The sequence below is a fragment of the Sphingomonas leidyi genome (assembly GCF_011761945.1).
Taxonomy (GTDB): domain Bacteria; phylum Pseudomonadota; class Alphaproteobacteria; order Sphingomonadales; family Sphingomonadaceae; genus Sphingomonas; species Sphingomonas leidyi.
On record NZ_JAASQV010000006.1, the window covers coordinates 41,541 to 64,130 of the forward strand.

Genomic DNA, 22,590 nt, shown 5'->3' on the forward strand with positions numbered 1-22,590 from the left:
GGCATATGCGAGGCAATCCCTCCGTAGGACTACGGAGTGCGCAGAGGCTTCCTGCGCTTCAGGGCTTGTTGCACCGCAGCAGGAGCGAAAATGTGCAGAGTCGAAGCAATATCCCTGACCCGTTGGACGGTCTGGCCACGACGCTGGATCGGTCGAGCTTCGCCGCCATCGCGCAGCTGACTTCAGGCCAGTCGCCCGCCACTTTGGCGCAGTCTTTTTCCGACTGGTGGACGCACATTCTCTGCTCGCCAGGCAGGCAGCTGCAGCTCGCCGCCAAGGGCGGGCGCAAGCTGATGCGGCTCGCCGACTATGCCATGCGCAGCGCATCCGGCAGCGATCCCGAGCCGGCGATCAATCCGCTGCCCCAGGATCGGCGCTTCGCCGACGCAGCCTGGAAGCGCCATCCGTTCGACCTGATCGAGCAGGCCTTCCTGCTCCAGCAGCAATGGTGGCATGCCGCGACGACCGGCGTGAGCGGCGTCACCGGGCACCACGAAGCGATCGTCGAGTTCGCGACCCGCCAGATGCTCGACATGGTGTCCCCGACCAATTTCATCCCGACCAACCCCGTGCTCCAGCAGCGCATCCTCGAAACCGGAGGACAATGCCTTGTCGAGGGTGCGCGATTTTTTTGCGACGACCTGGAACGCCTGGTACGCGGGGAGCCCGCAGCGGGCACGGAGGCCTATCGGGTCGGCGAGAAGGTCGCAGCCACGGCTGGCAAGGTCGTGTTTCGCAACAGGGTCATGGAACTGATCCAATATGCGCCCGCAACCGAGACGGTGCGTCCGGAGCCGATACTGATCGTGCCGGCATGGATCATGAAATATTACATCCTCGACCTGTCGCCGGAAAATTCGCTCATCCGCTGGCTGGTCGGGCAGGGCTACACCGTGTTCTGCATCTCCTGGCACAATCCCGACAGCGCCGACCGCGATCTCGACATGGAGGATTATCGCCTGCTTGGGCCGATGGCCGCCGTGGATGTCATCCAGGTGATTACCGGCACCGAGAAGATCCACGCGGCCGGCTATTGTATCGGCGGCACGCTGCTCGCCATCACCGCGGCCGCGATGGCGCGCGATGAAGATGAGCGTCTGGCGAGCGTGACGCTGTTCGCCGCCCAGACCGAGTTCAGCGAGCCGGGCGAACTTGGTCTGTTCATCGACGAGGCGGAGATCAACCTGATCGATGCGATGATGTGGGCGCGCGGCTTTCTCGACAGCAGCCAGATGGGCGGCGCCTTCCAGATGCTGCGGTCCAACGATCTGCTCTGGTCGCGCATCCTCTCGACCTATCTCATGGGCGAGCGCGAGCCGATGACCGACCTCATGGCATGGAACGCCGACGGCACCCGCATGCCCTATGCCATGCACGCGCAATATCTTCGGCGCCTGTTCCTCGACAATGACCTGTCCGAAGGGCGCTACGAGGCCGGCGGCCACCCGGTCTCGCTCTCGGGGCTGAGCATGCCGATCTTCATGGTGGGCACGGAAACCGACCATGTCGCGCCGTGGCGCTCGACCCACAAGCTCCACATGCTGACGGGCGCGGAGATCCGCTTCGTGCTGACGAGCGGTGGCCACAATGCCGGGATCGTCTCCGAGCCCGGGCATCCTCATCGCCATTATCGCATCGCGACACGGATGCAGGATGGCCCGGCGCCAGGTCCCGATGCCTGGCTGGAGCGGGCCGAGGTGCGCGAAGGGTCGTGGTGGCCGGAATGGAGTTCATGGCTTGGATCGCACTCGGGCGAGGCGGCGGCCCCACCGGCGATGGGCGCGCCCGAACGGAACTATCCGCCGCTCGGTGATGCCCCCGGGCGCTACGTGCTGGAGCGCTGAGCCATGGCCGCCGCCAACCTCATCGAGAACCGCACGTTCGACGAGATCGCCGTCGGCGATACGGCCAGCCTCACCCGCACGCTGACCGCCGACGACATCCAGCTCTTCGCGGCGGTGTCAGGCGACGTGAATCCGGCGCATCTCGACCCTGTCTATGCCGAAACGGACATGTTCCACAGGGTCATCGCTCATGGCATGTGGGGCGCGGGGCTCATCTCGGCGATCCTGGGAACCGAGCTGCCAGGGCCCGGTGCGATCTATCTCGGCCAATCGCTTCGCTTCACCCGCCCGGTGGGCGTCGGCGACACCATCACGGCCTGCGTCACCGTCGCGCAGAAGCGCGCCGAGCATCATGTCATCGTTCTCGACTGCACCTGTGTGAACCAGAAGGGCGAGACCGTCATCAGCGGCCAGGCCGAGGTCAAGGCGCCCACCGAGAAAGTCAGCCGGCCCCGCATGCCGCTTCCCGACGTGCGGATCGCCAGCCACGACCGCTTCCGCCAGTTGATGGCGCGCGCCAAGGACGGATCTGCGTGCGTCACGGCCGTGGTCCATCCGTGCAGCGCCGACGCCATGCGCGCAGTGGCTGAGGCCGCCGACGCCGGCATCGTCGTTCCGATTCTCATCGGCCCTGCGGCGCGTATGACGAATGCGGCGAAGGACGCCGGTGTCGATATTGCGGCCTTCCGGGTGATCGACGTCCCGCACAGCCACGCCGCCGCCGCCGAAGCCGTCGCGCGCGTGCGGGCCGGCGAAGCCGCGCTGCTGATGAAGGGCTCGCTTCATACTGACGAGCTCATGGGCGCGGTCGTATCGTCCGACACGGGCCTTCGGACCGAACGCAGGATCAGCCACGCCTATGTGATGGACGTGCCCGGCTATCCGCGCCCGCTCATCATCACCGACGCCGCGATCAACATCGAGCCGACGCTTGAGGACAAGGCCGACATCGCGCGCAACGCGATCGACCTTGCCCATGTGATCGGGATCGAACAGCCCAGGGTCGCGATCCTCGCCGCCGTCGAAACGGTCAATCCGAAAATGCGCACCACATTGGATGCCGCGGCGCTCTGCAAGATGGCGGACCGGGGCCAGATCGAAGGCGCGCTGCTCGATGGCCCGCTCGCCCTCGATAATGCGATCAGCGAGGCGGCCGTGCGCGAGAAAAGTATCGTCTCGCCGGTCGCCGGCCAGGCGGACATCCTGCTGGTGCCCGATCTGGAGGCCGGCAACATGCTCGCAAAGCAGCTGACCTTCCTGGGCGGCGCCGATGCCGCAGGCGTGGTGCTCGGCGCGCGCGCTCCGATCATCCTCACCAGCCGGGCAGACAGCGTGCGCACGCGCCTCGCCTCCTGCGCGCTCGCGGTGCTGCTGGCGCGGGCTGCGACCAAGGCGGCTCCCGGCGTTGCGGGACAGCGCCGCGATGGCTGAAATCCTGTGCCTCAACGCCGGTTCGTCGAGCCTTAAGTTCGCGCTCTACGCCGAGCCGGGCACTGATGAGCCCTCTTTGCTGGCGAGCGGCAAGATCGAGAATATCGGCCTTGAGCCGCACCTGATCGCGCGCGATGCGAAGGGGGATGTCCTTGCCGAGCGGCGCTGGACGAAAGACGGCACGATCACGCACGAGACGCTGCTCGAGGATTTGCTGCGGGAGATCGAAGCCTCGGTCGGCGACGATCTGATCGCGGTCGGCCATCGGATCGTTCATGGCGGCACCGACTATTCAGCGCCGGCGCGGGTCGACGCGCCACTCCTCGCCGCGCTCGAGGCGCTTTGCCCACTGGCGCCATTGCATCAGCCCCATAATCTCGCCGCGGTCCGCGCCGTCTCCAGGCTGCGCCCCGCTGTGCTGCAAGTCGCCTGCTTCGACACCGGCTTCCATCATGGCCAGCCCCCGATCGCGACGCGCCTCGCGCTGCCGCGCGCGCTTGGCGAAGAGGGCATGCGGCGCTACGGTTTTCACGGCATCTCCTACGAATATATCGCGCGGCAGCTGCGTTCGATCGATCCCGATACAGGCGGTGGCCGCACGATCGCCGCGCATCTCGGCAACGGGGCCAGCCTTTGCGCGATGGCCGGGGGGCGCAGCATCGACACGACGATGGGGTTCACCGCGCTCGACGGGCTGGTGATGGGTACGCGCTGCGGCGCGCTCGACCCGGGCGCGGTGCTCTATCTTTTCCAGCAGAGGGGCATGACGGCGCGTGAAGTCGAGCATCTCCTCTACAGTGAGTCCGGCCTTTTGGGCGTGTCCGGCGTCTCCAGCGACATGCGCGCGCTTCTCGGCAGCGAAACGCCCGCCGCTGGGGAAGCGATCGAGCTCTTCGTCTGGCAGATCGCGCGCCAGGCCGGCGCTCTCGCGTCCTCGCTCGGGGGTCTCGACACATTCGTGTTCACTGCCGGGATCGGCGAGAATTCGCCTGAAATTCGCGCCCGCGTCGCCGGTCGGCTCGGCTGGCTCGGCGTGGACCTCGACGCGGACGCGAACCTCCGAGGAGATGCAGTCATCAGCGCGCCGTCCAGCCGTGTCGCCGTCCGCGTCATCCCGACCGATGAGGAAAGGATGATCGCTATCCACGCCGCCGATCTGCTGCGTGAGGAGCCGAAAGCATGAAACCTCTCGTCGATCTTACTGGCAAGCGCGGCCTGGTGATCGGTATCGCCAACGCGCATAGCATCGCGGCGGGTTGCGCCCAGGCCTTTCACGACTGTGGGGCGAGACTGGCGGCGACCTATCTCAACGGAAAGGCCGAGCCGTTCGTGGCGCCCGTCGCGGAGACCCTGGGAGTCGAATGGCTCGCCGCGTGCGATGTCCGGGTGCCGGGCGAAGTGGAGGCCCTGTTCGAGCGGGTGAAGTCCGAATGGGGCGGCCTCGATTTCCTGCTTCACTCGATCGCTTTCGCGCCGAAGGAGGATTTGCACGGCCGCGTCGTCGACAGCTCGGCCGAAGGCTTCGCGCTGGCGATGGACGTCTCGTGCCACAGCTTCCTGCGCATGGCGCGTCTCGCCGAGCCGCTGATGTCGGATGGCGGCTGCCTGCTGTGCGTCACCTTCTACGGGTCGGAGCGGGTGGTCGAGCACTACAACCTGATGGGGCCGGTCAAAGCGGCCCTCGAAAGCGCGACCCGCTATGTCGCGGCTGAGCTTGGCCCCAAGGGCATTCGCGCCCATGCGATCTCGCCAGGCCCGATCGCGACCCGCGCTGCCAGCGGCATCGACCGCTTCGACGAGCTGCTCGAACGGGCCGCGGCGACGGTCCCGCAGCACCAGCTCGTGACCATCGAGGATGTCGGAGGGCTCGCCGCCTTTCTGGTGAGCGATGCCGGCCGCCATATCACCGGCACGATCATTCCGGTCGATGGCGGTCAGCACCTGCTCGGCTAGGGCGGCTCGCCGCGATCGGGGGCTATCCTATTTGTCGCTGGTGGCCTGCTTCTCGCCGTCGCCCGGGCTTTTCTGCCCGAACCATGGTCCGACAATGGCAGCAAAGGCATCCAGCGCCCCGGGAGCCGTCGGAGCGCTCGCGACGGCCTGCCAGGCCTGCTGCCATTCCTCGAACGCCGATCTTGTGCCGGCAATCATATGCTCGCGGACCGTGGCCATGTCCTCGAACAGTGCCCGCGGTCCGGCCGGGCTGACCGCGCCGGCGTCCGACGTCTTGTCCGTCGCGCCCGCAATCGAGGCACGCGCCTCTTCGGCGAAGCGGCCGGCGGCGCGGTTGCCGACCTCGAGCGACTCTTCGCCACCTTTCCGGGCGACTTCGGCGAGCTTCAGCATCAGGCCGACATTCGCTTTGGCGAGCGCGGCGAGTTGATCAACGGGATAGGGCATGAAACGGTGAACCTTTCTCTTCGCGTTTGAGCTCTGGCATATCGGGCATAGCGCCCTGGCCTGAGGCCCATCGCGTCGCGCCGCCGTTATTCGGCGAGGCTGAATCAGAGAGAATCGGTAACTCTACGTATGCCGAATCTGCGGCTTGCCTGCGACGCTCAGCCAATGCACTTTTGGCTTGTCGTCCATGTCGTGCCCGCGGGCAGCGACTTCTACCCGTCCCGTCATGATCGCGGCACGGTCGGGCATGATTATGGTCTGACCCGGCAACCGGCATGGGCGTGATACCGTCCATAGCCAGGCTCGGCCGGATTGCGGCGCTGCGCGGTCCCGTCCTCGACGTCGAGTTCGACGAAGGGCCGCTGCCCGCGGTCAATGAAGCGCTGCGCGTCGATGCATCGTCAGGCCCGCTGGTCGCGGAAGTGCAGAGCCATATCGATGACCGCACCGTCCGCGCCGTCGCGCTTCAGCCGACCTCCGGTCTCGCTCGTAATGTCGGCGTGACGGCCTTGGGCGCCCCCATCGCGGTCCCGGTCGGAGACAAGGTTCTGGGGCGGCTCCTTACGCCGACCGGGCAGGTGGGTGACGGCGGCGCGCCGCTTGGGCCGGATGTTCCATTGAGGCCCATTCACCGCGCACCCCCGCCGCTCGAAGACCAGAACGCGGCGACGGCGATGTTCGAGACTGGCATCAAGGTCATCGATCTGCTCGCGCCGCTCGCCCAGGGTGGCAAGGCGGCGATGTTCGGGGGCGCGGGGGTGGGGAAGACCGTGCTGGTGATGGAACTCATCAACGCGATGGTCGCGCGCTATGAAGGTGTTTCCGTCTTTGCCGGCATCGGAGAGCGATCGCGCGAGGGCCATGAGCTGCTCACGGACATGCGCGGCTCGGGCGTGATCGACAAGACCGTGCTCGTTTTCGGGCAGATGAACGAGCCGCCGGGCGCGCGCTGGCGGGTAGGGCTGACCGCGCTCACCATCGCCGAATATTTCCGCGACGAGCAGAAGCGCAATGTCCTGCTGCTCATGGATAATGTGTTCCGCTTCGTCCAGGCCGGCAGCGAAGTCTCCGGCCTGCTCGGACGCATGCCTTCACGCGTCGGCTACCAGCCGACGCTGGCCAGCGAAGTGGCCGCGCTGCAGGAGCGCATCGCCTCGGTGCATGGAGCGGCGGTGACCGCGATCGAGGCGGTCTATGTGCCCGCCGACGATTTCACCGACCCTGCGGTCACCGCCATCTCCGCCCATCTCGACAGTTCCATTCTGCTCTCGCGCGCCATGGCGGCCGAAGGCATCTATCCCGCGGTCGATCCCCTGGGATCCTCGTCGATCCTGCTCGATCCGCAGGTCGTGGGCGATCATCATTACGCGCTCGCCCAGCAGGTCCGGGAGACGATCGCGCATTATCGCGAGCTCCAGGACATCATCTCGCTGCTCGGTATCGAGGAGCTGGGCCGCGAGGATCGGCTGATCGTCGGCAGGGCGCGGCGGCTGCAGCGCTTCCTGACCCAGCCCTTCATGGTGACCCAGGCCTTCACCGGGCAAGCCGGCCGTTCTGTGGGGCTGGCCGATACGCTGAAGGGCGTCGCGGCCATCCTGGCCGGCGCGACCGACGACTGGCCCGAGAGCGCCTTCTACATGGTAGGCGATATTGAAGAGGCACGCTCTCGCGTGGGGCAGGGCGCATGAAGCTGCGGATCACCGATCCGACCGCGATCCTCGTCGACACGGACGTCAGGTCGGTTCGCGCCGAGGATGCCAGCGGCAGTTTCGGCATCCTGTCGGGCCACGCCGATTTCCTGACCGCGCTTGGCGTCTCGATCGTCTCCTGGCGGGGCGCCGATGGCGCTCCAGGCTATTGCGCGGTGCGCAACGGCATTCTGACCGTAAGCCACGGCACGGGGGTCGCGGTCGCGACGCGCGAAGGCCATGTCGGCGATGACCTCGGAACGCTCGAGCATGACGTGCTCGCGCGCTACCGCGAGCGCGACGAGGGCGAACGATCCGAACGGACCGCGTCGGCGAAGCTCAGGATGCAGGCGATCCGCCATATGGTCGAGGCCCTGCAGGGTGGTGGCCGGGAGCTTGGTCTGTGACCGCGGACAAGCCCGAGCAGCCGATCGTCGAAGCCATCCGGACCCGCGCGGAACGGCGGCGGCTTGCGCAGCGGCTTCCTTCCGTCGCCCGCAATCTCGGCCAGATCGGCGTGCTCGGCTGGCAGATCGTCCTGCCCGCGCTGGTCGGTCTCGCGATCGGCCGCTGGCTCGACCACCGGCTGGATAGCGGCATCTTCTGGACCGCGCCGCTCCTGCTCGTCGGGCTCGCCCTCGGCTGCTGGTCGGGCTGGCGCTGGATGCACCGGCAATGAGCCAGCTCTCCCCCATCCTGTTCCTGGCCCTCGGATTTGCGGTCGGCCTCGCCCATTTCGCGGCCATCGCCAGAGAAGCCGACCTCGTCACCCATGGCGGCCCGGCATCGCGCGCGATCCTGCTCAGGCTCGGGCGTCTCGCCGTCACTATTCTGGTTCTCGTCATCGCCAGCCGGCAAGGGTGGCCGGCGCTTCTTGCCGCAACAACCGGCTTCATGGGCGGGCGCCAGATCATGCTCCACCGGCTCGGAGGCGCCCGATGAAATTCGCGTCACCACTTGAAAGCCATGTGCTGTTCGCGATCGGTCCGGTGCCGATCAGCCAGCCGGTCGCCACGACCTGGGGCATCATGGCCTTCCTTACAATCGGAAGCTGGCTGCTGACCCGCCGCCTTGCGTTACGCCCAACCCGAGCCCAAGCGGCGCTCGAGCTGGTCGTCGAGACCGTCGCCGGCCAGATCCGCGAGACGATGGAGGCGGAACCGCAGCGTTATCTGCCGCTGATCGGCACGCTGTTCCTGTTCCTGCTGGTCGCCAACTGGTCGTCGCTGATCCCCGGCGTCGAGCCGCCGACCGCGACCCTCGAAACCGACGCGGCGCTGGCGCTGATCGTCTTCGGCGCGACGCTCTGGTTCGGCGTCCGCGCGCTCGGGCCCAGGGCCTATCTCGCGACCTTCGCGCGCCCCTCGATCCTGCTCGCCCCGCTCAATATCGTCGAGCTCTTCACCCGCAGCTTCTCGCTGATGGTGCGCCTGTTCGGCAACGTCATGAGCGGCGTCTTCATGATCGGCGTCGTGCTGAGCCTCGCCGGGCTGCTCGTCCCGATCCCGCTCATGGCGCTCGAAATGCTGACCGGCGCGGTCCAGGCCTACATTTTCGGCGCGCTCGCCATGGTCTTTATCGGGAGCGCTATCAGCGAGAACGGCGCCCGCCCGCCATCCAAACAGGAGTCCCCCGCATGAACTGGATCCATCTCGCCAGCATCCTCGGCGCCGCTTTCGCGATCTCGATCGGCGCAATCGCCCCGGCGCTCGGGCAGGGCAGGGCCGTCGCCGCCGCGATGGACGCGATCGCGCGCCAGCCCGAAGCCGCCAACACCGTCTCGCGCACGCTGTTCGTGGGCCTCGCGATGATCGAGACGATGGCGATCTACTGCCTCGTGATCGCGCTGCTGCTGCTCTTCGCCAACCCGTTCGCCTGACATGCGGATCGACTGGTGGACGCTCGCGCTGCAGGCGGTCAATGTCCTCATCCTCGTGTGGCTGCTCGGACGCTTCCTGTTCCGTCCGGTGATGGATGCCATCGCTGCCCGCCAGGCATCGGCCCAGGCGCTGCTCGACGAAGCGCGGGAGGCAAAGGACCGGGCACAGGCCGAAGCGCAGGCGCTCAAAACGCAGAATGACGGCTTCGTCGCGGATGCGGCGGCTCGCCGCGCCGAGATCCGGACCGAGGCCGAAGCGGAGCGCCAGCGCCTCCTCGCGCAGGCCAGGCTCGAGGCGGACGCCGTCGTCGAGCAAGGCCATGCGGCGATCGATGCCGAACGCGGGCGGGTGGCGGCGCAGTGGCGGGAAAAGGCAGCGAACCTCGCCGCCTCGATGGCAGGCACGTTGCTCGCTCGTCTCCCGCCCGAGCAGACGGTGCAGGCCATGGTCGACGCGCTCAAGGCGCGGCTCGGAGACCTTTCCGAGGCGGATCGCCGCAGCCTGGCGGCCGCCGGGCCCGTCACCGTCGCGACGCCCGCGCCGCTGACGGCCGATCTGCAGACGCAGGTAGCGCGCGCGCTTGCCGAAATCCTGCCGGATACCGCGACCCCGATCTTCGCAGTCGATCCAGATCTCATCGCCGGCGCGGAGCTTCGCACGCCCCACGCCGTCGTGCGCAACAGCTGGCGCGCCGATCTCGACGCCATGGTTGAGAGCCTCAATGAAGACGATCATGCCCGGATCGCCTGAAGACTGGCTGACGCAGGCCCAGAGCTGCATCACGCGCGCCAATCTCGGGCCGCGTGTCGATGCAATTGGCCGGGTGGAATCGATCGGCGACGGCGTTGCCATGGTCTCGGGCCTTCCGGACGCGCGCCTCGACGAATTGCTCTATTTCGCCCGGGGCCAGACCGGATTCGTCCACACGCTCGACCGGGACCGGATCGGCTGCGTGCTGCTCGACGATGCCGCCCAGGTGGAGGCAGGAGACACCGTAACCGGCTCGGGCGAGGTGGTGCGCGTGCCGGTTGGCGAGGCATTGCTTGGCCGAGTCGTCGATCCGCTCGGCCGTCCGCTCGATGGGGGCGCGCCGATCCGGGCCAGGCGCTTCGATCCTGTCGAACGGCCGGCGCCGGCGATCATCGAACGCGACCTCGTCGTCCAGCCGGTGCAGACCGGCACGCTCGCAATCGATGCGATGTTCGCCATCGGCCGGGGGCAGCGCGAACTCATTCTCGGCGACCGCGCCACAGGCAAGACGGCGCTCGCGGTCGACACGATCATCAACCAGCGCACCAGCGACATGATCTGCGTCTATGTCGCGATCGGCCAGAAAAGCTCGGCGGTCGCGCGCGTGGTCGACCAGGTGCGGCGGCATGGCGCGCCGGACCGCACCATCTTCGTCGTGGCGAGCCCCGCCGCGGCGCCGGGGCTGCAATGGATCGCGCCGTTCGCGGGCTTCACGATGGCCGAGTATTTTCGGGATGGTGGCGGCCATGCGGTGGTGGTGCTCGACGATCTCACCAAGCATGCCGCGACCCATCGCGAGATCGCCCTGCTGACCGGACAGCCGCCCGGGCGCGAGGCCTATCCCGGCGACGTCTTTTTCCTCCATTCCCGCCTGCTCGAACGTGCGGCGCGTCTCTCGACGGAGAAGGGGGGCGGTTCGCTCACGGCTCTGCCGATCGCGGAGACCGATGCCGGCAACGTCAGCGCCTATATCCCGACCAATCTGATCTCGATCACCGACGGTCAGATTATTCTCGACGCGAAGCTGTTCGCGCAGGGGCACAAGCCCGCCATCGATGTGGGCACGAGCGTGAGCCGGGTCGGCGGCAAGACGCAGCTTCGCGTCCTGCGCGACGCGAGCGGGACCATGCGCCTCGACTATGCGCAGTTCCTCGAGCTCGAGATGTTCACCCGCTTCGGCGAGCAGCCCGAGCCGCGTGTCCGCGCCCAGATCGAACGCGGCAAGCGCTTGCGCGCCTTGCTCGTGCAACCGCTGTCGAGTCCACTACGGGTCGTCGACCAGGTGGCGCTGGTCGTGGCGCTCGGCGAAGGGTTGCTCGATGGCATGGCGGTCTCGGAGATATCGTCGCTCCGCACGCGGCTGCCCGCCTGGATCGACGATCACGTCCCCGATCTATGCGCGCAGATCGAGCGGACTGGACAGATCGACACCGCGCAGCGGTCCGCTCTGATGACGACCGTGAAAGCGCTGATCGAAAGTCAGCCGGCCGGTTCTGCATCATGAGCGATCGCCTCGCCGAGATCGGCCAGCGGATCGAGACCGTCCGCCAGCTCGGTGCGGTGGTCAACGCCATGCAGGGCATCGCCGCGCAGCGGGCGCATCAGGCGCGCGCGCTGCTGCCTGCGGTGCGACGCTATGCGGAGACCGCCCGCACCGCCATTGGCCAGGCGCGCCGCCTTGACGAGCCACTGGCGCGTTTTCCGGCGCGGGCGGTCGGTGGTGCGAGAGGCGGCCTTATCCTGTTCGGTGCGGAGCAAGGCTTTGCCGGGGCCTTTCCGGAGCAGCTGCTCGACGGCGCCGCGGCCGACATGCAGGACAGGCATATTCTTCTGATTGGCGCGCGCACGGCCACGCTTGCGGCCGAGCGCGGTCTGCGCATCGCATGGAGCGCGAGCATGCCGAGCAAGGCCGATGCGCTGCCCGCACTCGCGACAAGCATCATCGACGCGCTGTACGACTATCTGGACGAGGTCGGCGCGGTGCCCATCACCATGGCTTATCCGGTCTGGAGCAGCGGCAAGGGCGTCTCGATCGTGCGCGCGAGCCTCCTGCCGCTCGACCTCGACACTTTCCCCGCGTCCACGGCGGATTTGCCGCCGCTCGTCAATATCAACGCGGCGGACCTTATCGGCGACCTGACCGCGGAATATGTCTTCGCCCACATCTGCGCGGCTGCGGTCGAGACGTTCGTCGCCGAGAATGAGGCACGGCTGCGCACCATGGCGACCGCCCGCAGCCACATCGATCGCAAGGGCGAGGCCCTGCGCCTCGAGGAGCGCCTCACGCGTCAGGATCAGATCACCAGTGAAGTCGTCGAACTGAGCGGCGGGCGACATCGGCGAGAATGAATGCAGGGCAGGCATTTCTGCTGTTCAGCAAGAAACCGCAGAACCGCCATTGTCGTCGGGATCAAGGATGGAGTTGAGCATGCACTATAGTAGCGGGAACTACGAAGCTTTCGTGCGGCCCCGCAAACCTGAGGGCGCTGACAGGAAGACGGCCTGGTTCGTCGGCTCGGGTCTTGCGGGACTGGCAGGCGCGGCGTTCCTGATCCGCGACGGCGGCGTCGCCGGCGAGCATATTACCATCCTTGAGGAGCTGCATGTTCCCGGCGGCGCGCTCGACGGCCTCGACGTCCCCGAAAAGGGGTTCGTCATCCGCGGAGGGCGCGAGATGGAGGAGCATTTCGAATGCCTCTGGGATCTCTATCGCTCGATCCCTTCGCTGGAGATCGAGGATGCGAGTGTGCTCGACGAATTCTACCGGCTCAACAAGGACGATCCCAATTTTTCGCTTCAACGCGTGACGCAGAACCAGGGCCAGGATGTGCCCGACAAGGCTTTGCTGACACTCGGCGGTCGCGCGCAAAAAGATCTGATCTCCGTCTTCCTCGCGACGCGGGAGGAGATGGAGAACAAGCGGATCAACGAAGTCTTCGGCGATGATTTCCTCAGGAGCAATTTCTGGCTCTACTGGCGCACCATGTTCGCCTTCGAGGAATGGCATTCCGCGCTCGAGATGAAGCTCTATCTGCATCGCTTCATCCACCATATCGGCAGTCTGGCGGATTTTTCCTCGCTCAAGTTCAACCGCTACAACCAATATGAATCGATGGTCCTGCCGTTGGTCAAATGGTTGCAGGATCGCGGTGTCAGATTTCGCTACGGCGTCGAGGTCACCGACGTCGATTTCGACATCCAGCCCGGCCGCAAGCAGGCGACCCGGATTGCCTGGATCGAAAACGGCGTCGAAGGCGGCGTCGATCTCGGCGCCGATGATCTCGTCTTCATCACCATCGGATCGCTGACCGAAAATTCCGACAATGGCGATCATCATACACCGGCCAGGCTGAATGAGGGGCCGGCGCCGGCCTGGGACCTGTGGCGCCGGATCGCGGCCAAGGACCCGGCCTTTGGTCGTCCCGACGTGTTCGGATCGCACATCCCGGAAACCAAATGGGCGTCGGCGACCATCACCACGCTCGACGCGCGCATTCCGGCGTACATTCGCAAGATCGCCAGGCGCGATCCGTTCAGCGGCACGGTGGTGACTGGCGGCATCGTCACGGTCAAGGACTCGAGCTGGCTGCTGAGCTGGACGGTCAGCCGGCAACCCCACTTCAGGAAACAGCCGAAGGACCAGATCGTCGCCTGGTTCTATGCCTTGTTCGTCGACCGGCCGGGCGACTATGTGAAGAAGCCGATGCAGGACTGCACGGGCGAGGAGATCACGCAGGAATGGCTTTATCATCTCGGCGTGCCGGTCGAGGACATCCCCGGCCTCGCCGCGACGGGGGCGAAGACCGTGCCGGTGATGATGCCCTACATCACCGCCTTCTTCATGCCGCGCCAGGCCGGCGACCGGCCGGACGTGGTGCCCGAGGGCGCGGTCAACTTCGCCTTTGTCGGCCAGTTTGCCGAGTCGAAGCAGCGTGATTGTATCTTCACGACGGAATATTCGGTGCGCACGCCGATGGAGGCCGTCTACACCCTGATGAAGGTCGAACGCGGCGTGCCGGAAGTGTTCAACTCAACCTATGATATCCGCACGCTTCTGGCCGCAATCGGGCCGCTTAGGGATAGCAAAGGGATCGACATTCCCGGCCCGTCCTTCCTGCGCAAGCTGTTGATGAAGAAGCTTGAAGGCACAGAGATCGCCCAGCTGTTGGAAGAGTTTCATCTCCTTTCGCGATAGCAATCAAGCGCGACCCTTCGCCTGGGCTCACGAAAATTCCGCCAAAAGCTGATGAACAACGTCGATGCATCCCGGCAGGCACTATGTCCGCGCCATCAGGTGACACGCAGAGATTCAACCGCAGCAGCCCTGGCCGCCTTTACCTACAGCGGCCTTCCCATTCCAGCCGCAAAGGCGATCCGCAAGGTTTCGGCAAGGGTACGGACTCCAAGCTTGGACATGATGCTCGCGCGATGGACTTCGACCGTCCGTGAAGAAATGCCCAGATCATAGGCGATGGTCTTGTTCGGAAGGCCTTGCGCAAGGCCTTCGAGAACATCCCGTTCGCGCGGTGTCAGTAGATCGACCTGTCGGCATGCCTCGGCTTCTTCGAGAGCGCGCCCCTCGGCCGTGTCGATGCGCGCGAACGCTCGGTCTATCGCATCGAGCAGCAGCGCCCGTTCGATAGGTTTGGCCAGGAAATCGACAGCACCCGCCTTCATCGCTTGGACAGCAAGCGCAATGTCTCCGTTGCCGGTCAGCATCACGACTGGCATGCTTATATCCATCTGCGTCAGCGCTGCCTGAACCTGTAGACCGTTCATGTCCGGCATGTGCATGTCGAGAACGATGCTACCTCTTTCAGCTTCATCTGCAATTTTCAGAAAGTCGACTCCCGAGCCATAGGTCTCGACGGCAAATCCCGCTGTCCTTAATGTGAATCCTACAGCTTTCCTGATTGTTTCTTCGTCATCAATGACATGAACGACGCGCTTGCTCTCCATGGCCCCCCGGACGTGTTGGCATTGCTGCGCACCCCAGCGGGCACAGCTTCAAAGGGGAGACCTTCTACGGGTAGGACCATGGTCCAAGGTCAAGGTCGAAATACCGCCGCATCACAACAGGCAAGGCAGGTGCTCGGCGAGAGGGGGGTAAGCGACCCGGCATCATGTGCCGAACTTTGCGAGATGACCGCTCTTGCGAACGGGGCGGCGCTCCCTCTGGTCTCCCGGCGGCAAGGCGCCGCAAGACGCTGCCGCCGGGAGTGGGCACGCCTCTTGGGGGATGAGCGCGCTGGTTGCTCCTAAGCTCGACGCGTCATGTTGTCATGGCAAGAAGCTGATAATCGCTATTCTGTGTCAGCAGCGCGCCGTAACGCCGATGTCCGGGGCGGATCGCAGCTCCGCTCGCGCGCCGCTACGGCACGGCGAATCCGATTCAGCACGAACCGGTGATCATAGGGTTGTGAGATCGAAGGCTGATCATCGCAGAGATCGCCCGCCTTCCGTGTCGCAGTTTCGATATTCCCGGCGAGGATGGCACCGATACCGGGTTGTTCCTGACGAACCAAGGATGCCAGGCCCGCGCCGCGCTCAGCGCGATCGAGCCAGCGCAGCGCTGCCATCACATCGTCGACCGGCACCGGGATGCTGGCGGGCGACGGAGGGCCGGTTGGCCCTCGACGGCGGAGCGATCGGACGCCCAGGATGCAAGGATGGCGGGCTTCACTTCGGGCTCAAGCTGCGGGTGCCGAGCAACGATGAAGGGATAAAGGAACGAGCGTGTGTGCGACATGACATATCCTCCTTTCCTGCCGCGACTTTCTCCGAAAGCGGAGTTCCCGGAAGATTGGTTCGGACTCGCTTAGGTTCAATGAATGGGAATGCGCCCGGCGTTTGCCGGGCGTTCGTTTTCATCGTGCATTGAGCATTGAGTACTGAAGAACTGACGCGCAGCGCACCGTTCAGATCCCGCGGCGAACGGACTCCGCAATCGCCGGCATCACGTCGATATCATTCGAAGTATGTGCAACAGCGTTCGTGCTGACGATCCTCTCGACGAGCCCACCCAGGACTTGCGCTGCATCGCCGGCGAAAAGCGGATGCACGACCACGCAATCCGGTCGCGTGAACCCCATGTCGACCAGCTGGCGCGCCGCCTCGGCGAGGGTTCGGCCGGATGAGGCGATATCGTCGACCAGCACCGGCTGGCGATCGAGAAACGCTGGGGCATTCGGAATCGAGATGGTGACGTCACGGTCGCCGGACCGGATTTTCTCGCACACGAGAAACGGAGCATCGGCATCGGCCGCCACCTGCGAGACCCACTGTTCGCTTTCCAGGTCCGGACCGATGATCAGCGGACGAGCGACATTGCGCTTGATCCACGAGGCCAGAAGCGGCGCGGCATGAACGACCTGGGTCGGGATGCGGTAGATTTCCGACAACGCATGATAGCGATGGAGATGCGGATCAACCGTCACCAGCCAGTCGAGATGGCGAGACAGGATCGCGGCAAAGGTTCGCGACGTCACCGCCTCGCCGGGATGGAAGCGAATGTCCTGGCGCATGTAAGCGAGGTAGGGGGCGACGAGCCCGATCCTGCGAGCGCCCAGATCGCGCGCGGTGTCGGCTGCGAACAGCAGCGGCAACAGCTTGGCGTCCGGATGATCGAGACTGCACAGCAGGATGACCTCGCGGTCGCTGATGTCGCTTACGACCCTGAGATAGGTTTCCCCGTCAGGAAACTGACGATGCTCGATCGTGCCGACCTCTGCATCGAGCGCGGCGGATAGCGGCTGTGCCAGGGCCTCGCTGCCAGACAGCGCGAACAGCACGGGACGGTTCATAGCGCTTCAATCCCGAAGATCGGCCCGTCGCTCACCGCATAGGCCGCCGCATAGTCGAGCTCGCCCGGGCTCTCGGCATGAATGGTGCACAAGGGAGCCCCGGCATCCACCATCTGGTTCAGCCGACACTGCAGCGCGACGCCGGCGGCCTTGGCCATCGGCGCGCCGGCAAGCTTCGCGACCGTCGCGAGCTTGCGATTGTCGATACTCACCAGGCGGCCGCTATAGGGAGCGATCATATCCTGTTGGAACCGGGCGACCGGTGGAGCCCGCATGCCGCCCTGCGCTTCGCAGATACGTTGGAACTTGGCCCAGGCCCGGCCGCTTTCGAGGCACGCCCGCGCACGCGCATAACCTTCGCGGGCCGGGGCTGCGTCCGCGAGCTCAAGCAGTCCTCCCGCCAGCTCGCAGGCCCGGTGGGCGAGATCCTCGGCGCCCGGCTGCCCCTGGAGCACGGCAAGGATATCCTGCGCCTCGAGCGCCGGACCGATGCCCCGTCCGATCGGCTCGGCGCCGGGGCCGCGCATCACGCGCGTGCGAAGCCCGAAGGCTTGGGCGACAGAGCTCAGCGCCCGCTCGAGCGTGTCGGCGGCATCGGCGCCGCGTACCTTGGCGGTCGGCCCGACCGGGATGTCGATGACCAGATGGGTCGCACCGGCCGCGATTTTCTTGGACAGCACCGAGGCGACCATCTGCCCGACGGCATCGATATCGAGCACCCGTTCCACGCCGATGATCACATCGTCGGCAGGGCTGAGGTTGACGGCGCCGCCCCAGGCGATGCAGCCGCCTTCGCGCTCGACCACCTTGCGGATTGCGGAAACGTCGAGGTCGACAGGTGCCAGCACCTCCATCGTGTCCGCCGTGCCGGCCGGTGAGGTGATCGCCCGCGACGATGTCTTGGGCATGATCAGGCCCTCCGCGGCCATGATCGAGACGATGATCGGCGTGGTGCGATTGCCCGGCAAGCCACCGACGCTATGCTTGTCGACGATGACCGTTCCGGGCCACTGCAATCGCTCGCCGACATCGACCATCGCCCTGGTCAGGCTGATCGTTTCGTCCGTATCGAGCGGGACCGCTGAGCAGGCCGTGACGAACGCCGAGAGATGGACATCGCTATAGCGTCGCTCGGCGATGTCGGTGATGATCGCTGAAAAAGCCCCGTCACTGAGACGATTGCCATAGGTGCGCCGACGCACTTCGGCGAGCGAGGCGAGAGGCTGGGCGTGCGCGATCTCGACCGGATCGCCATCGCTGACGCCGAGCCGCTGCCATGCGGATTCGGAGAGGCCGATCTCGCCGGGCGCTGGAGTCTCCGCGGAGCTGTGCAGCAGCGAGACGACGATTTCCCGCCCGCCGGCGCGCAGCGCGACCTGCGCGCGGGACGCAAGACCTTCCGAGCGGCAGACGGGACAGTCGTGGCGCATGACCGCGATCAGATCGCTTCCGGCAGCCGACAGGCCGATGCGGCGTGCCCGCAGCGTCGTCGCGACAGGCTCTGCTTCGGCGTCCTCGATGATCCCGGGCTTCACGCGAGCATGCCCCAGCTACCCAGCGCCGGTACGCTGCATGCCCAACCCAGTTCCTCCGAGACACGCTTCGCCAGGACCTGGGCGCCGGTCGGCTCGCCATGGGTGACATAGACGTGGCGCGGGGCCTCGTGCAGCGACCCGAGCCAGCGCATGAGTTCGTCGCTGTCGGCATGCGCCGAGAGCATCGTCAGGTTGGCGACCTCGGCTTCGACCGGGATATACTCGCCGTGGATCTTGATCGTCCGGGCGCCGCCGATCATGGCGGCGCCGCGGGTGCCCGCCGCCTGGAAGCCCGAGAAGAGGATGAGGTTCTTCCCATCCGGCGCGAAGCGCTTGAGATGGTGGAGCACGCGGCCGCCCGTTGCCATTCCACTGGCCGAGATGATGACCTTGGGGGCGGGGTTGGCGGTGAGTTCCTTGGATTCCTCCACTTCGCGCACATAGTGCGCGACGCTGCACGCCGCTTCGCACTCGGCGCGAGCCAGGCGATGCTCGTCCATGAAATCGCACATCAGCCCGCTCGCGTTGATCGCCATCGGGCTGTCGAGGAAGATCGGGATGTCGCGGAGGCGTCCCTGCGCGCGCAGACGCGAGAAATGATAGAGAAGCGACTGAACCCGTCCCACGGCGAAGGCCGGGATCACCACCGTCCCGCCTCTCTCGACGCATCGCTCGACATGATCTCCAAGCGTCTTTGTCGGATCGACCTGCTCGTGGCGCCGATCGCCATAGGTCGATTCCACCAGGACATAGTCGGCGCGCGCGGGCGGCTCGGGATCCTTCATCACCGCATCGCCGTAACGGCCGATATCGCCTGAGAAGAGGATTGTCCGCCCCTTCCAGTCGATCTCGATCGACGCCGCGCCGAGGATGTGGCCGGCGCGATGATAGCGCACCCTGATGCCGTCCGTGACTGCATGCCACGCTCCGAACTCGATCGGGCGGAAGAGCTGCAATGCCAGACGCGCGTCGGCCTGGGTGTAGAGCGGCAGCGCCGGCTGGTGCCTTGAGAAGCCGTGCCGGTTGGCGAACTCCGCATCCTTTTCCTGCAGATGGCCGCTGTCGGGAAGAAGGAGCTCGCACAGGGCCGCGGTCGCCCGCGTTGCAAGGACGGTACCGTCCCAGCCCAGGCGCGCCATGCGCGGCAGCGCCCCCGAGTGATCGAGATGAGCGTGGGTCAGCAGGACCTGGCCGACATCCGCGACTTCGGGTGGAATTGGCGCCCAATTAAGGCGGCGCAGATCCCTGGGTCCCTGAAACAGGCCGGAATCGACAACGATCTGAGTTTCACCATCGTCCACCAGATAACGCGACCCTGTGACCGTTCCCGATCCGCCGAGAAAGGCGACGCCGAGACCATCGGCCGGGCGCTTGGCCAGATCGATCCTTGCTTCGCGCTCAAGGACGGTCACGCCGGACTGGTTGCGGGAATAGTGCCGTTTCTTTCTCTTGTGCATGGACGCGGGCCTGCCTCTCACGATTATGTTCGTGAGCGCAGCATTGGTTCGCGGACGCCGCACGCCTATACGCAAAAGCCGCAGCACGACTGCTGCTCCCCGACAGCTGCGTCGCGCGAACGCCGGTGGCCGATCCGATCGATCACCTTACCCATGCTTGCGCGATGCCCGGCGGACTTCGGTCTCTACTTATACCTTGCTCCTTGGACTCGAGCCTATGCTGGCTGGACGTTGACCAGAAGAGGACGGCATATGGGCGAACATGACCATCGCATGCGCAAGCGCGGCAAGATCGTTCTGATCGGCTTCCTGCTCGTCGCCAGCTTCTTTCTCCTCACCGAGCACACCGCGCACTTCCTGGGTGTGCTGCCCTATCTCATCCTGCTCGCCTGCCCGCTCATGCACCTGTTCATGCACCACGGCCATGGTGGGCATCAGCATGGCCATGAGGCCGGTCAGGCACCCGCCGGCTTGCCGGCCAATCCCAACGGCCGCATCGAAGGAGAGCCGCGATGACGCACGCCGACTATGGCTATGGTCTGTGGGGGCTCGCGCTGGTCAATGCCGCCGTTTTCATCCTCTTTGCGTTCAGCTTCTTCAAGCCGGCAACGCGGCGCGACTGGCGCAGCTTCGGCGCGTTCAGTGCGTTCATCGTCGCGCTCTTCGCAGAAATGTATGGCTTCCCGCTCACCATCTTCCTGCTGTCGGGGTGGCTCCAGTCGCGTTTCCCCGGCGTCGACTGGTGGAGCCACGATGCCGGCCACCTCCTGGAGATGATGTTCGGCTGGAGGGTCAACCCGCATTTTGGCCCGTTCCATCTTGCCAGCTTCGTGCTGATCGGCACGGGCTTCTGGCTGATCTCGGCCGGATGGGCGCCGCTTCACGCAGCCCAGCGCGCTCACAAGCTCGCGACGACGGGAATCTATGCCAGGGTCCGCCATCCGCAATATATCGGGTTCATCCTCGTGATGCTCGGTTTCCTGCTGCAATGGCCGACGTTACTGACGCTCGCCATGTTCCCCGTGCTGGTCGTGATGTACATCCGGCTAGCCCGGCATGAAGAGAAGGCGGCGCTCGCAGAATTCGGGAGTGAGTATCGCGACTATATGGCACGAGTGCCAGCCTTCGTTCCCCGGCTAATGTCTCGGACAGCGCGTCCTTCCCGTTCATGCACGCCCATGGAGAGGCAAGGCGCGGCTCGATCGGGGGCGGAACAGGCTTTAGCCAAAAAGCACGATTGGCCGCGCCGAGGCTGAGGGGTTGGGCGTCGGGGTGCGTATTACATTCGAGCGATGGAGCTTACGCCGATGGCCACCGCATCTCGGCACGTTGATTTGAGATGCGGCTCACGCTCGTTTCGGCGGATCGCACGGAGGGAAATCTGTTATGCCTTTCGATGCGACGTTGTTCATCAAAACTCGGGTTGCGCCGGCCGTCGAGAGGTGCGCCCGCGCCCCGAAACAGTCCGCCGTCAGCCGGATGAACACATGCCGAGGCGCCCTTAACCTCCGGTTGGAACTAACGCTCTCGCGGCTCGCACTCTCGTCTCAGCACTTTTTCCGTAGCGGATAACCAGCCCCTCTGCCGCACCAGGATCGGGTGCCGCGGAAGATCTGGCGCAGTCCCGCCGCCTCCTTGATGTTAAGAGAGTAATTGGATGGGTATCGAGTCACAGAGCCAAGTTCATCGATCAATAGACCCCGCTGCAGCCGACGCGATATTTCAAACCCTGAGTGCACGTTGGGTGTTGCACATCCTGGTAGCGCTGAGCAAAGACGATCTCCGCTTCACGTGCCTTCGCCGAGAGATACCGAGGATCAGCGCCAATGTGCTTACGGTCCGCCTGAGGGAACTGGAAGCGGCATGTCTGGTCTCGAGGACGACTTCGCCGCCACCGGATTCCTATCAACTTTACGGACTGGGGCCGTTGGCACATGGGTTGCGACCGGCGCTGCAACATCTGGAGCAATGGAGAATACAGCTCGCTGTATTCGGCAAGACCTAGAGCTCCGATGATTCCATCGTGGATCGGAGTCGATTGCCGCGCCTGCGGAATGCTCGCCGCCTGTCACTCAACGCTCGGGGAGAAGGACCGCCGCAACCTCGCGATAATCGACAGGGTGGATGCGGTCTTTTGATTGAAAGCGCGCAAGATCCAGGGTTTCATCGCCAAACGTCACCGCGATCGAGTTTATGAGATAGGCGCGCGTCCGTGAATATGGCAGGATCCAGATCGCTCGCTGGGTGGGAATATTTTGGCGAAGTCTGGTAAGTTTGAGTGCCAGCAGCCGGCTCGGCTCATCATTCGACCCGACAGCGAGCAGCGTGGTCCCGTAGAACTTGTTCGGGGTTCGCCAGGACAATATCTGGCTGGCCGTCGCCCGCTCCTCGACCAGCTTATCACATTGCCCGGCATATCGGTCACCGATCGCCCGTGACATTCCGACACCGATGCTGTCGCCAATGATAAGGCACGCGAACATCGAACATCCTAATAAAGACAGGTTTCAGGGCCACCGCCACGCCCGTCATCGACCGTGCAGGTGAGCCAGCACCTCTTAGTCTTTCATGGGCAGAACGCGCGCTGCAAGCGCTGAAATATCGGCTTCCCCAAGAATGTAGGAGGCGCCCGTTTCGGAAAAGAATAGTTGTACGCGCTCTTCCTCTGCGGTGGGCGGGCAGATTGGCGCCGTAGAATGACTGTCACTCCAGGAAGCGTCGACAAACTGAACAAGCTCAGACCAGGCCTTGATACCGTCGTCGTGAATCGTGATGCGTTCCCGTCCACGAAATAGGATAACA

At 65.3% G+C, this 22,590-nt stretch carries 23 protein-coding genes and 1 pseudogene; 17 read left to right on the forward strand and 7 right to left on the reverse strand.

Annotation, left to right across the window (positions count from 1 at the left end; translation table 11 throughout):
* The first annotated feature begins 122 nt into the window (after positions 1 to 122).
* The 4 genes from FHR20_RS20545 to fabI are packed head-to-tail and all read left to right on the forward strand — an operon-like array spanning position 123 to position 5,228.
* Entirely contained in the window at positions 123 to 1,844 is a 1,722-nt protein-coding gene (locus tag FHR20_RS20545; RefSeq protein WP_037448009.1) for a PHA/PHB synthase family protein, read from the forward strand.
* A gap of 3 nt (positions 1,845 to 1,847) precedes the next feature.
* Complete coding sequence (locus FHR20_RS20550) at positions 1,848 to 3,275, forward strand: bifunctional enoyl-CoA hydratase/phosphate acetyltransferase (RefSeq protein WP_021245224.1); 1,428 nt, start codon at positions 1,848 to 1,850, stop codon at positions 3,273 to 3,275.
* Positions 3,268 to 4,458 (forward strand): acetate/propionate family kinase, encoded by a 1,191-nt coding sequence (locus FHR20_RS20555; protein WP_037448015.1) that lies wholly within the window; start codon positions 3,268 to 3,270, stop codon positions 4,456 to 4,458. Before FHR20_RS20550 ends, FHR20_RS20555 begins: the two co-directional genes overlap by 8 nt.
* Positions 4,455 to 5,228: an enoyl-ACP reductase FabI gene (fabI, locus tag FHR20_RS20560; protein ID WP_037448018.1), complete on the forward strand. Its 774-nt coding sequence runs from the start codon at positions 4,455 to 4,457 to the stop codon at positions 5,226 to 5,228. The genes FHR20_RS20555 and fabI overlap by 4 nt, the downstream gene beginning before the upstream one ends.
* 27 nt (positions 5,229 to 5,255) lie before the next feature.
* Here the strand turns inward: fabI and FHR20_RS20565 are convergent, their stop codons facing one another.
* On the reverse strand, positions 5,256 to 5,621 hold the full coding sequence (locus FHR20_RS20565; RefSeq protein WP_125964309.1) for a hypothetical protein: 366 nt from the start codon (positions 5,619 to 5,621) through the stop codon (positions 5,256 to 5,258).
* A gap of 329 nt (positions 5,622 to 5,950) precedes the next feature.
* Between FHR20_RS20565 and atpD the strand changes: the two genes are divergently transcribed.
* The 10 genes from atpD to FHR20_RS20615 all read left to right on the forward strand — a co-directional run bounded on the left by atpD (position 5,951) and on the right by FHR20_RS20615 (position 14,188).
* Positions 5,951 to 7,363, forward strand: coding sequence for a F0F1 ATP synthase subunit beta (gene atpD, locus FHR20_RS20570; protein ID WP_037448022.1), 1,413 nt, complete (start codon positions 5,951 to 5,953; stop codon positions 7,361 to 7,363).
* A complete protein-coding gene (locus tag FHR20_RS20575; protein ID WP_037448025.1) occupies positions 7,360 to 7,770 on the forward strand; it encodes a F0F1 ATP synthase subunit epsilon in 411 nt (136 codons plus the stop codon). Before atpD ends, FHR20_RS20575 begins: the two co-directional genes overlap by 4 nt.
* The gene (locus tag FHR20_RS20580) at positions 7,767 to 8,042 is read left to right on the forward strand and encodes an AtpZ/AtpI family protein (RefSeq protein ID WP_021245229.1); all 276 of its coding nucleotides are present in this window, start codon (positions 7,767 to 7,769) and stop codon (positions 8,040 to 8,042) included. Before FHR20_RS20575 ends, FHR20_RS20580 begins: the two co-directional genes overlap by 4 nt.
* Complete coding sequence (locus FHR20_RS20585) at positions 8,039 to 8,305, forward strand: ATP synthase subunit I (RefSeq protein ID WP_017501319.1); 267 nt, start codon at positions 8,039 to 8,041, stop codon at positions 8,303 to 8,305. The genes FHR20_RS20580 and FHR20_RS20585 overlap by 4 nt, the downstream gene beginning before the upstream one ends.
* Positions 8,302 to 9,003 carry a F0F1 ATP synthase subunit A gene (locus tag FHR20_RS20590; RefSeq protein ID WP_021245230.1) on the forward strand — a complete coding sequence of 234 codons (702 nt, stop codon included), beginning with the start codon at positions 8,302 to 8,304 and terminating at the stop codon, positions 9,001 to 9,003. The genes FHR20_RS20585 and FHR20_RS20590 overlap by 4 nt, the downstream gene beginning before the upstream one ends.
* Entirely contained in the window at positions 9,000 to 9,242 is a 243-nt protein-coding gene (locus FHR20_RS20595) for a F0F1 ATP synthase subunit C (protein ID WP_017501321.1), read from the forward strand. Before FHR20_RS20590 ends, FHR20_RS20595 begins: the two co-directional genes overlap by 4 nt.
* A gap of 1 nt (position 9,243) precedes the next feature.
* A complete protein-coding gene (locus FHR20_RS20600; RefSeq protein WP_037448029.1) occupies positions 9,244 to 9,993 on the forward strand; it encodes a F0F1 ATP synthase subunit B family protein in 750 nt (249 codons plus the stop codon).
* On the forward strand, positions 9,965 to 11,497 hold the full coding sequence (locus FHR20_RS20605; RefSeq protein ID WP_306303067.1) for a F0F1 ATP synthase subunit alpha: 1,533 nt from the start codon (positions 9,965 to 9,967) through the stop codon (positions 11,495 to 11,497). Before FHR20_RS20600 ends, FHR20_RS20605 begins: the two co-directional genes overlap by 29 nt.
* A complete protein-coding gene (locus FHR20_RS20610; RefSeq protein WP_021245233.1) occupies positions 11,494 to 12,342 on the forward strand; it encodes a F0F1 ATP synthase subunit gamma in 849 nt (282 codons plus the stop codon). Before FHR20_RS20605 ends, FHR20_RS20610 begins: the two co-directional genes overlap by 4 nt.
* Before the next feature lie 79 nt (positions 12,343 to 12,421).
* Complete coding sequence (locus FHR20_RS20615) at positions 12,422 to 14,188, forward strand: oleate hydratase (protein ID WP_037448033.1); 1,767 nt, start codon at positions 12,422 to 12,424, stop codon at positions 14,186 to 14,188.
* Between the two features lie 143 nt (positions 14,189 to 14,331).
* Here the strand turns inward: FHR20_RS20615 and FHR20_RS20620 are convergent, their stop codons facing one another.
* The 5 genes and pseudogenes from FHR20_RS20620 to FHR20_RS20640 form a co-directional block, all read right to left on the reverse strand.
* The gene (locus FHR20_RS20620; RefSeq protein ID WP_030541612.1) at positions 14,332 to 14,952 is read right to left on the reverse strand and encodes a response regulator transcription factor; all 621 of its coding nucleotides are present in this window, start codon (positions 14,950 to 14,952) and stop codon (positions 14,332 to 14,334) included.
* A gap of 593 nt (positions 14,953 to 15,545) precedes the next feature.
* Positions 15,546 to 15,742, reverse strand: a pseudogene (locus tag FHR20_RS20625) (hypothetical protein); the annotation flags it as partial.
* 169 nt (positions 15,743 to 15,911) lie between these two features.
* Complete coding sequence (locus tag FHR20_RS20630) at positions 15,912 to 16,796, reverse strand: ribose-phosphate pyrophosphokinase (protein ID WP_062787958.1); 885 nt, start codon at positions 16,794 to 16,796, stop codon at positions 15,912 to 15,914.
* Complete coding sequence (locus FHR20_RS20635; protein ID WP_126001928.1) at positions 16,793 to 18,331, reverse strand: thymidine phosphorylase family protein; 1,539 nt, start codon at positions 18,329 to 18,331, stop codon at positions 16,793 to 16,795. The genes FHR20_RS20630 and FHR20_RS20635 overlap by 4 nt, the downstream gene beginning before the upstream one ends.
* Positions 18,328 to 19,788: an MBL fold metallo-hydrolase RNA specificity domain-containing protein gene (locus FHR20_RS20640; RefSeq protein WP_206431194.1), complete on the reverse strand. Its 1,461-nt coding sequence runs from the start codon at positions 19,786 to 19,788 to the stop codon at positions 18,328 to 18,330. The genes FHR20_RS20635 and FHR20_RS20640 overlap by 4 nt, the downstream gene beginning before the upstream one ends.
* A 273-nt stretch (positions 19,789 to 20,061) precedes the next feature.
* On the opposite strand from FHR20_RS20640, the gene FHR20_RS20645 reads away from it, so the two are divergent.
* The 3 genes from FHR20_RS20645 (at position 20,062) to FHR20_RS23260 (ending at position 21,793) form a co-directional block, all read left to right on the forward strand.
* On the forward strand, positions 20,062 to 20,304 hold the full coding sequence (locus FHR20_RS20645) for a DUF2933 domain-containing protein (RefSeq protein WP_241213494.1): 243 nt from the start codon (positions 20,062 to 20,064) through the stop codon (positions 20,302 to 20,304).
* Positions 20,301 to 21,044, forward strand: coding sequence for a methyltransferase family protein (locus FHR20_RS20650; RefSeq protein WP_126001926.1), 744 nt, complete (start codon positions 20,301 to 20,303; stop codon positions 21,042 to 21,044). Before FHR20_RS20645 ends, FHR20_RS20650 begins: the two co-directional genes overlap by 4 nt.
* 401 nt (positions 21,045 to 21,445) lie before the next feature.
* Positions 21,446 to 21,793, forward strand: coding sequence for a winged helix-turn-helix transcriptional regulator (locus FHR20_RS23260; RefSeq protein WP_126001925.1), 348 nt, complete (start codon positions 21,446 to 21,448; stop codon positions 21,791 to 21,793).
* A gap of 67 nt (positions 21,794 to 21,860) precedes the next feature.
* On the opposite strand, the gene FHR20_RS20660 is transcribed toward FHR20_RS23260, so the two are convergent.
* Positions 21,861 to 22,271: a hypothetical protein gene (locus tag FHR20_RS20660; protein ID WP_126001924.1), complete on the reverse strand. Its 411-nt coding sequence runs from the start codon at positions 22,269 to 22,271 to the stop codon at positions 21,861 to 21,863.
* Positions 22,272 to 22,590: the final 319 nt, after the last annotated feature.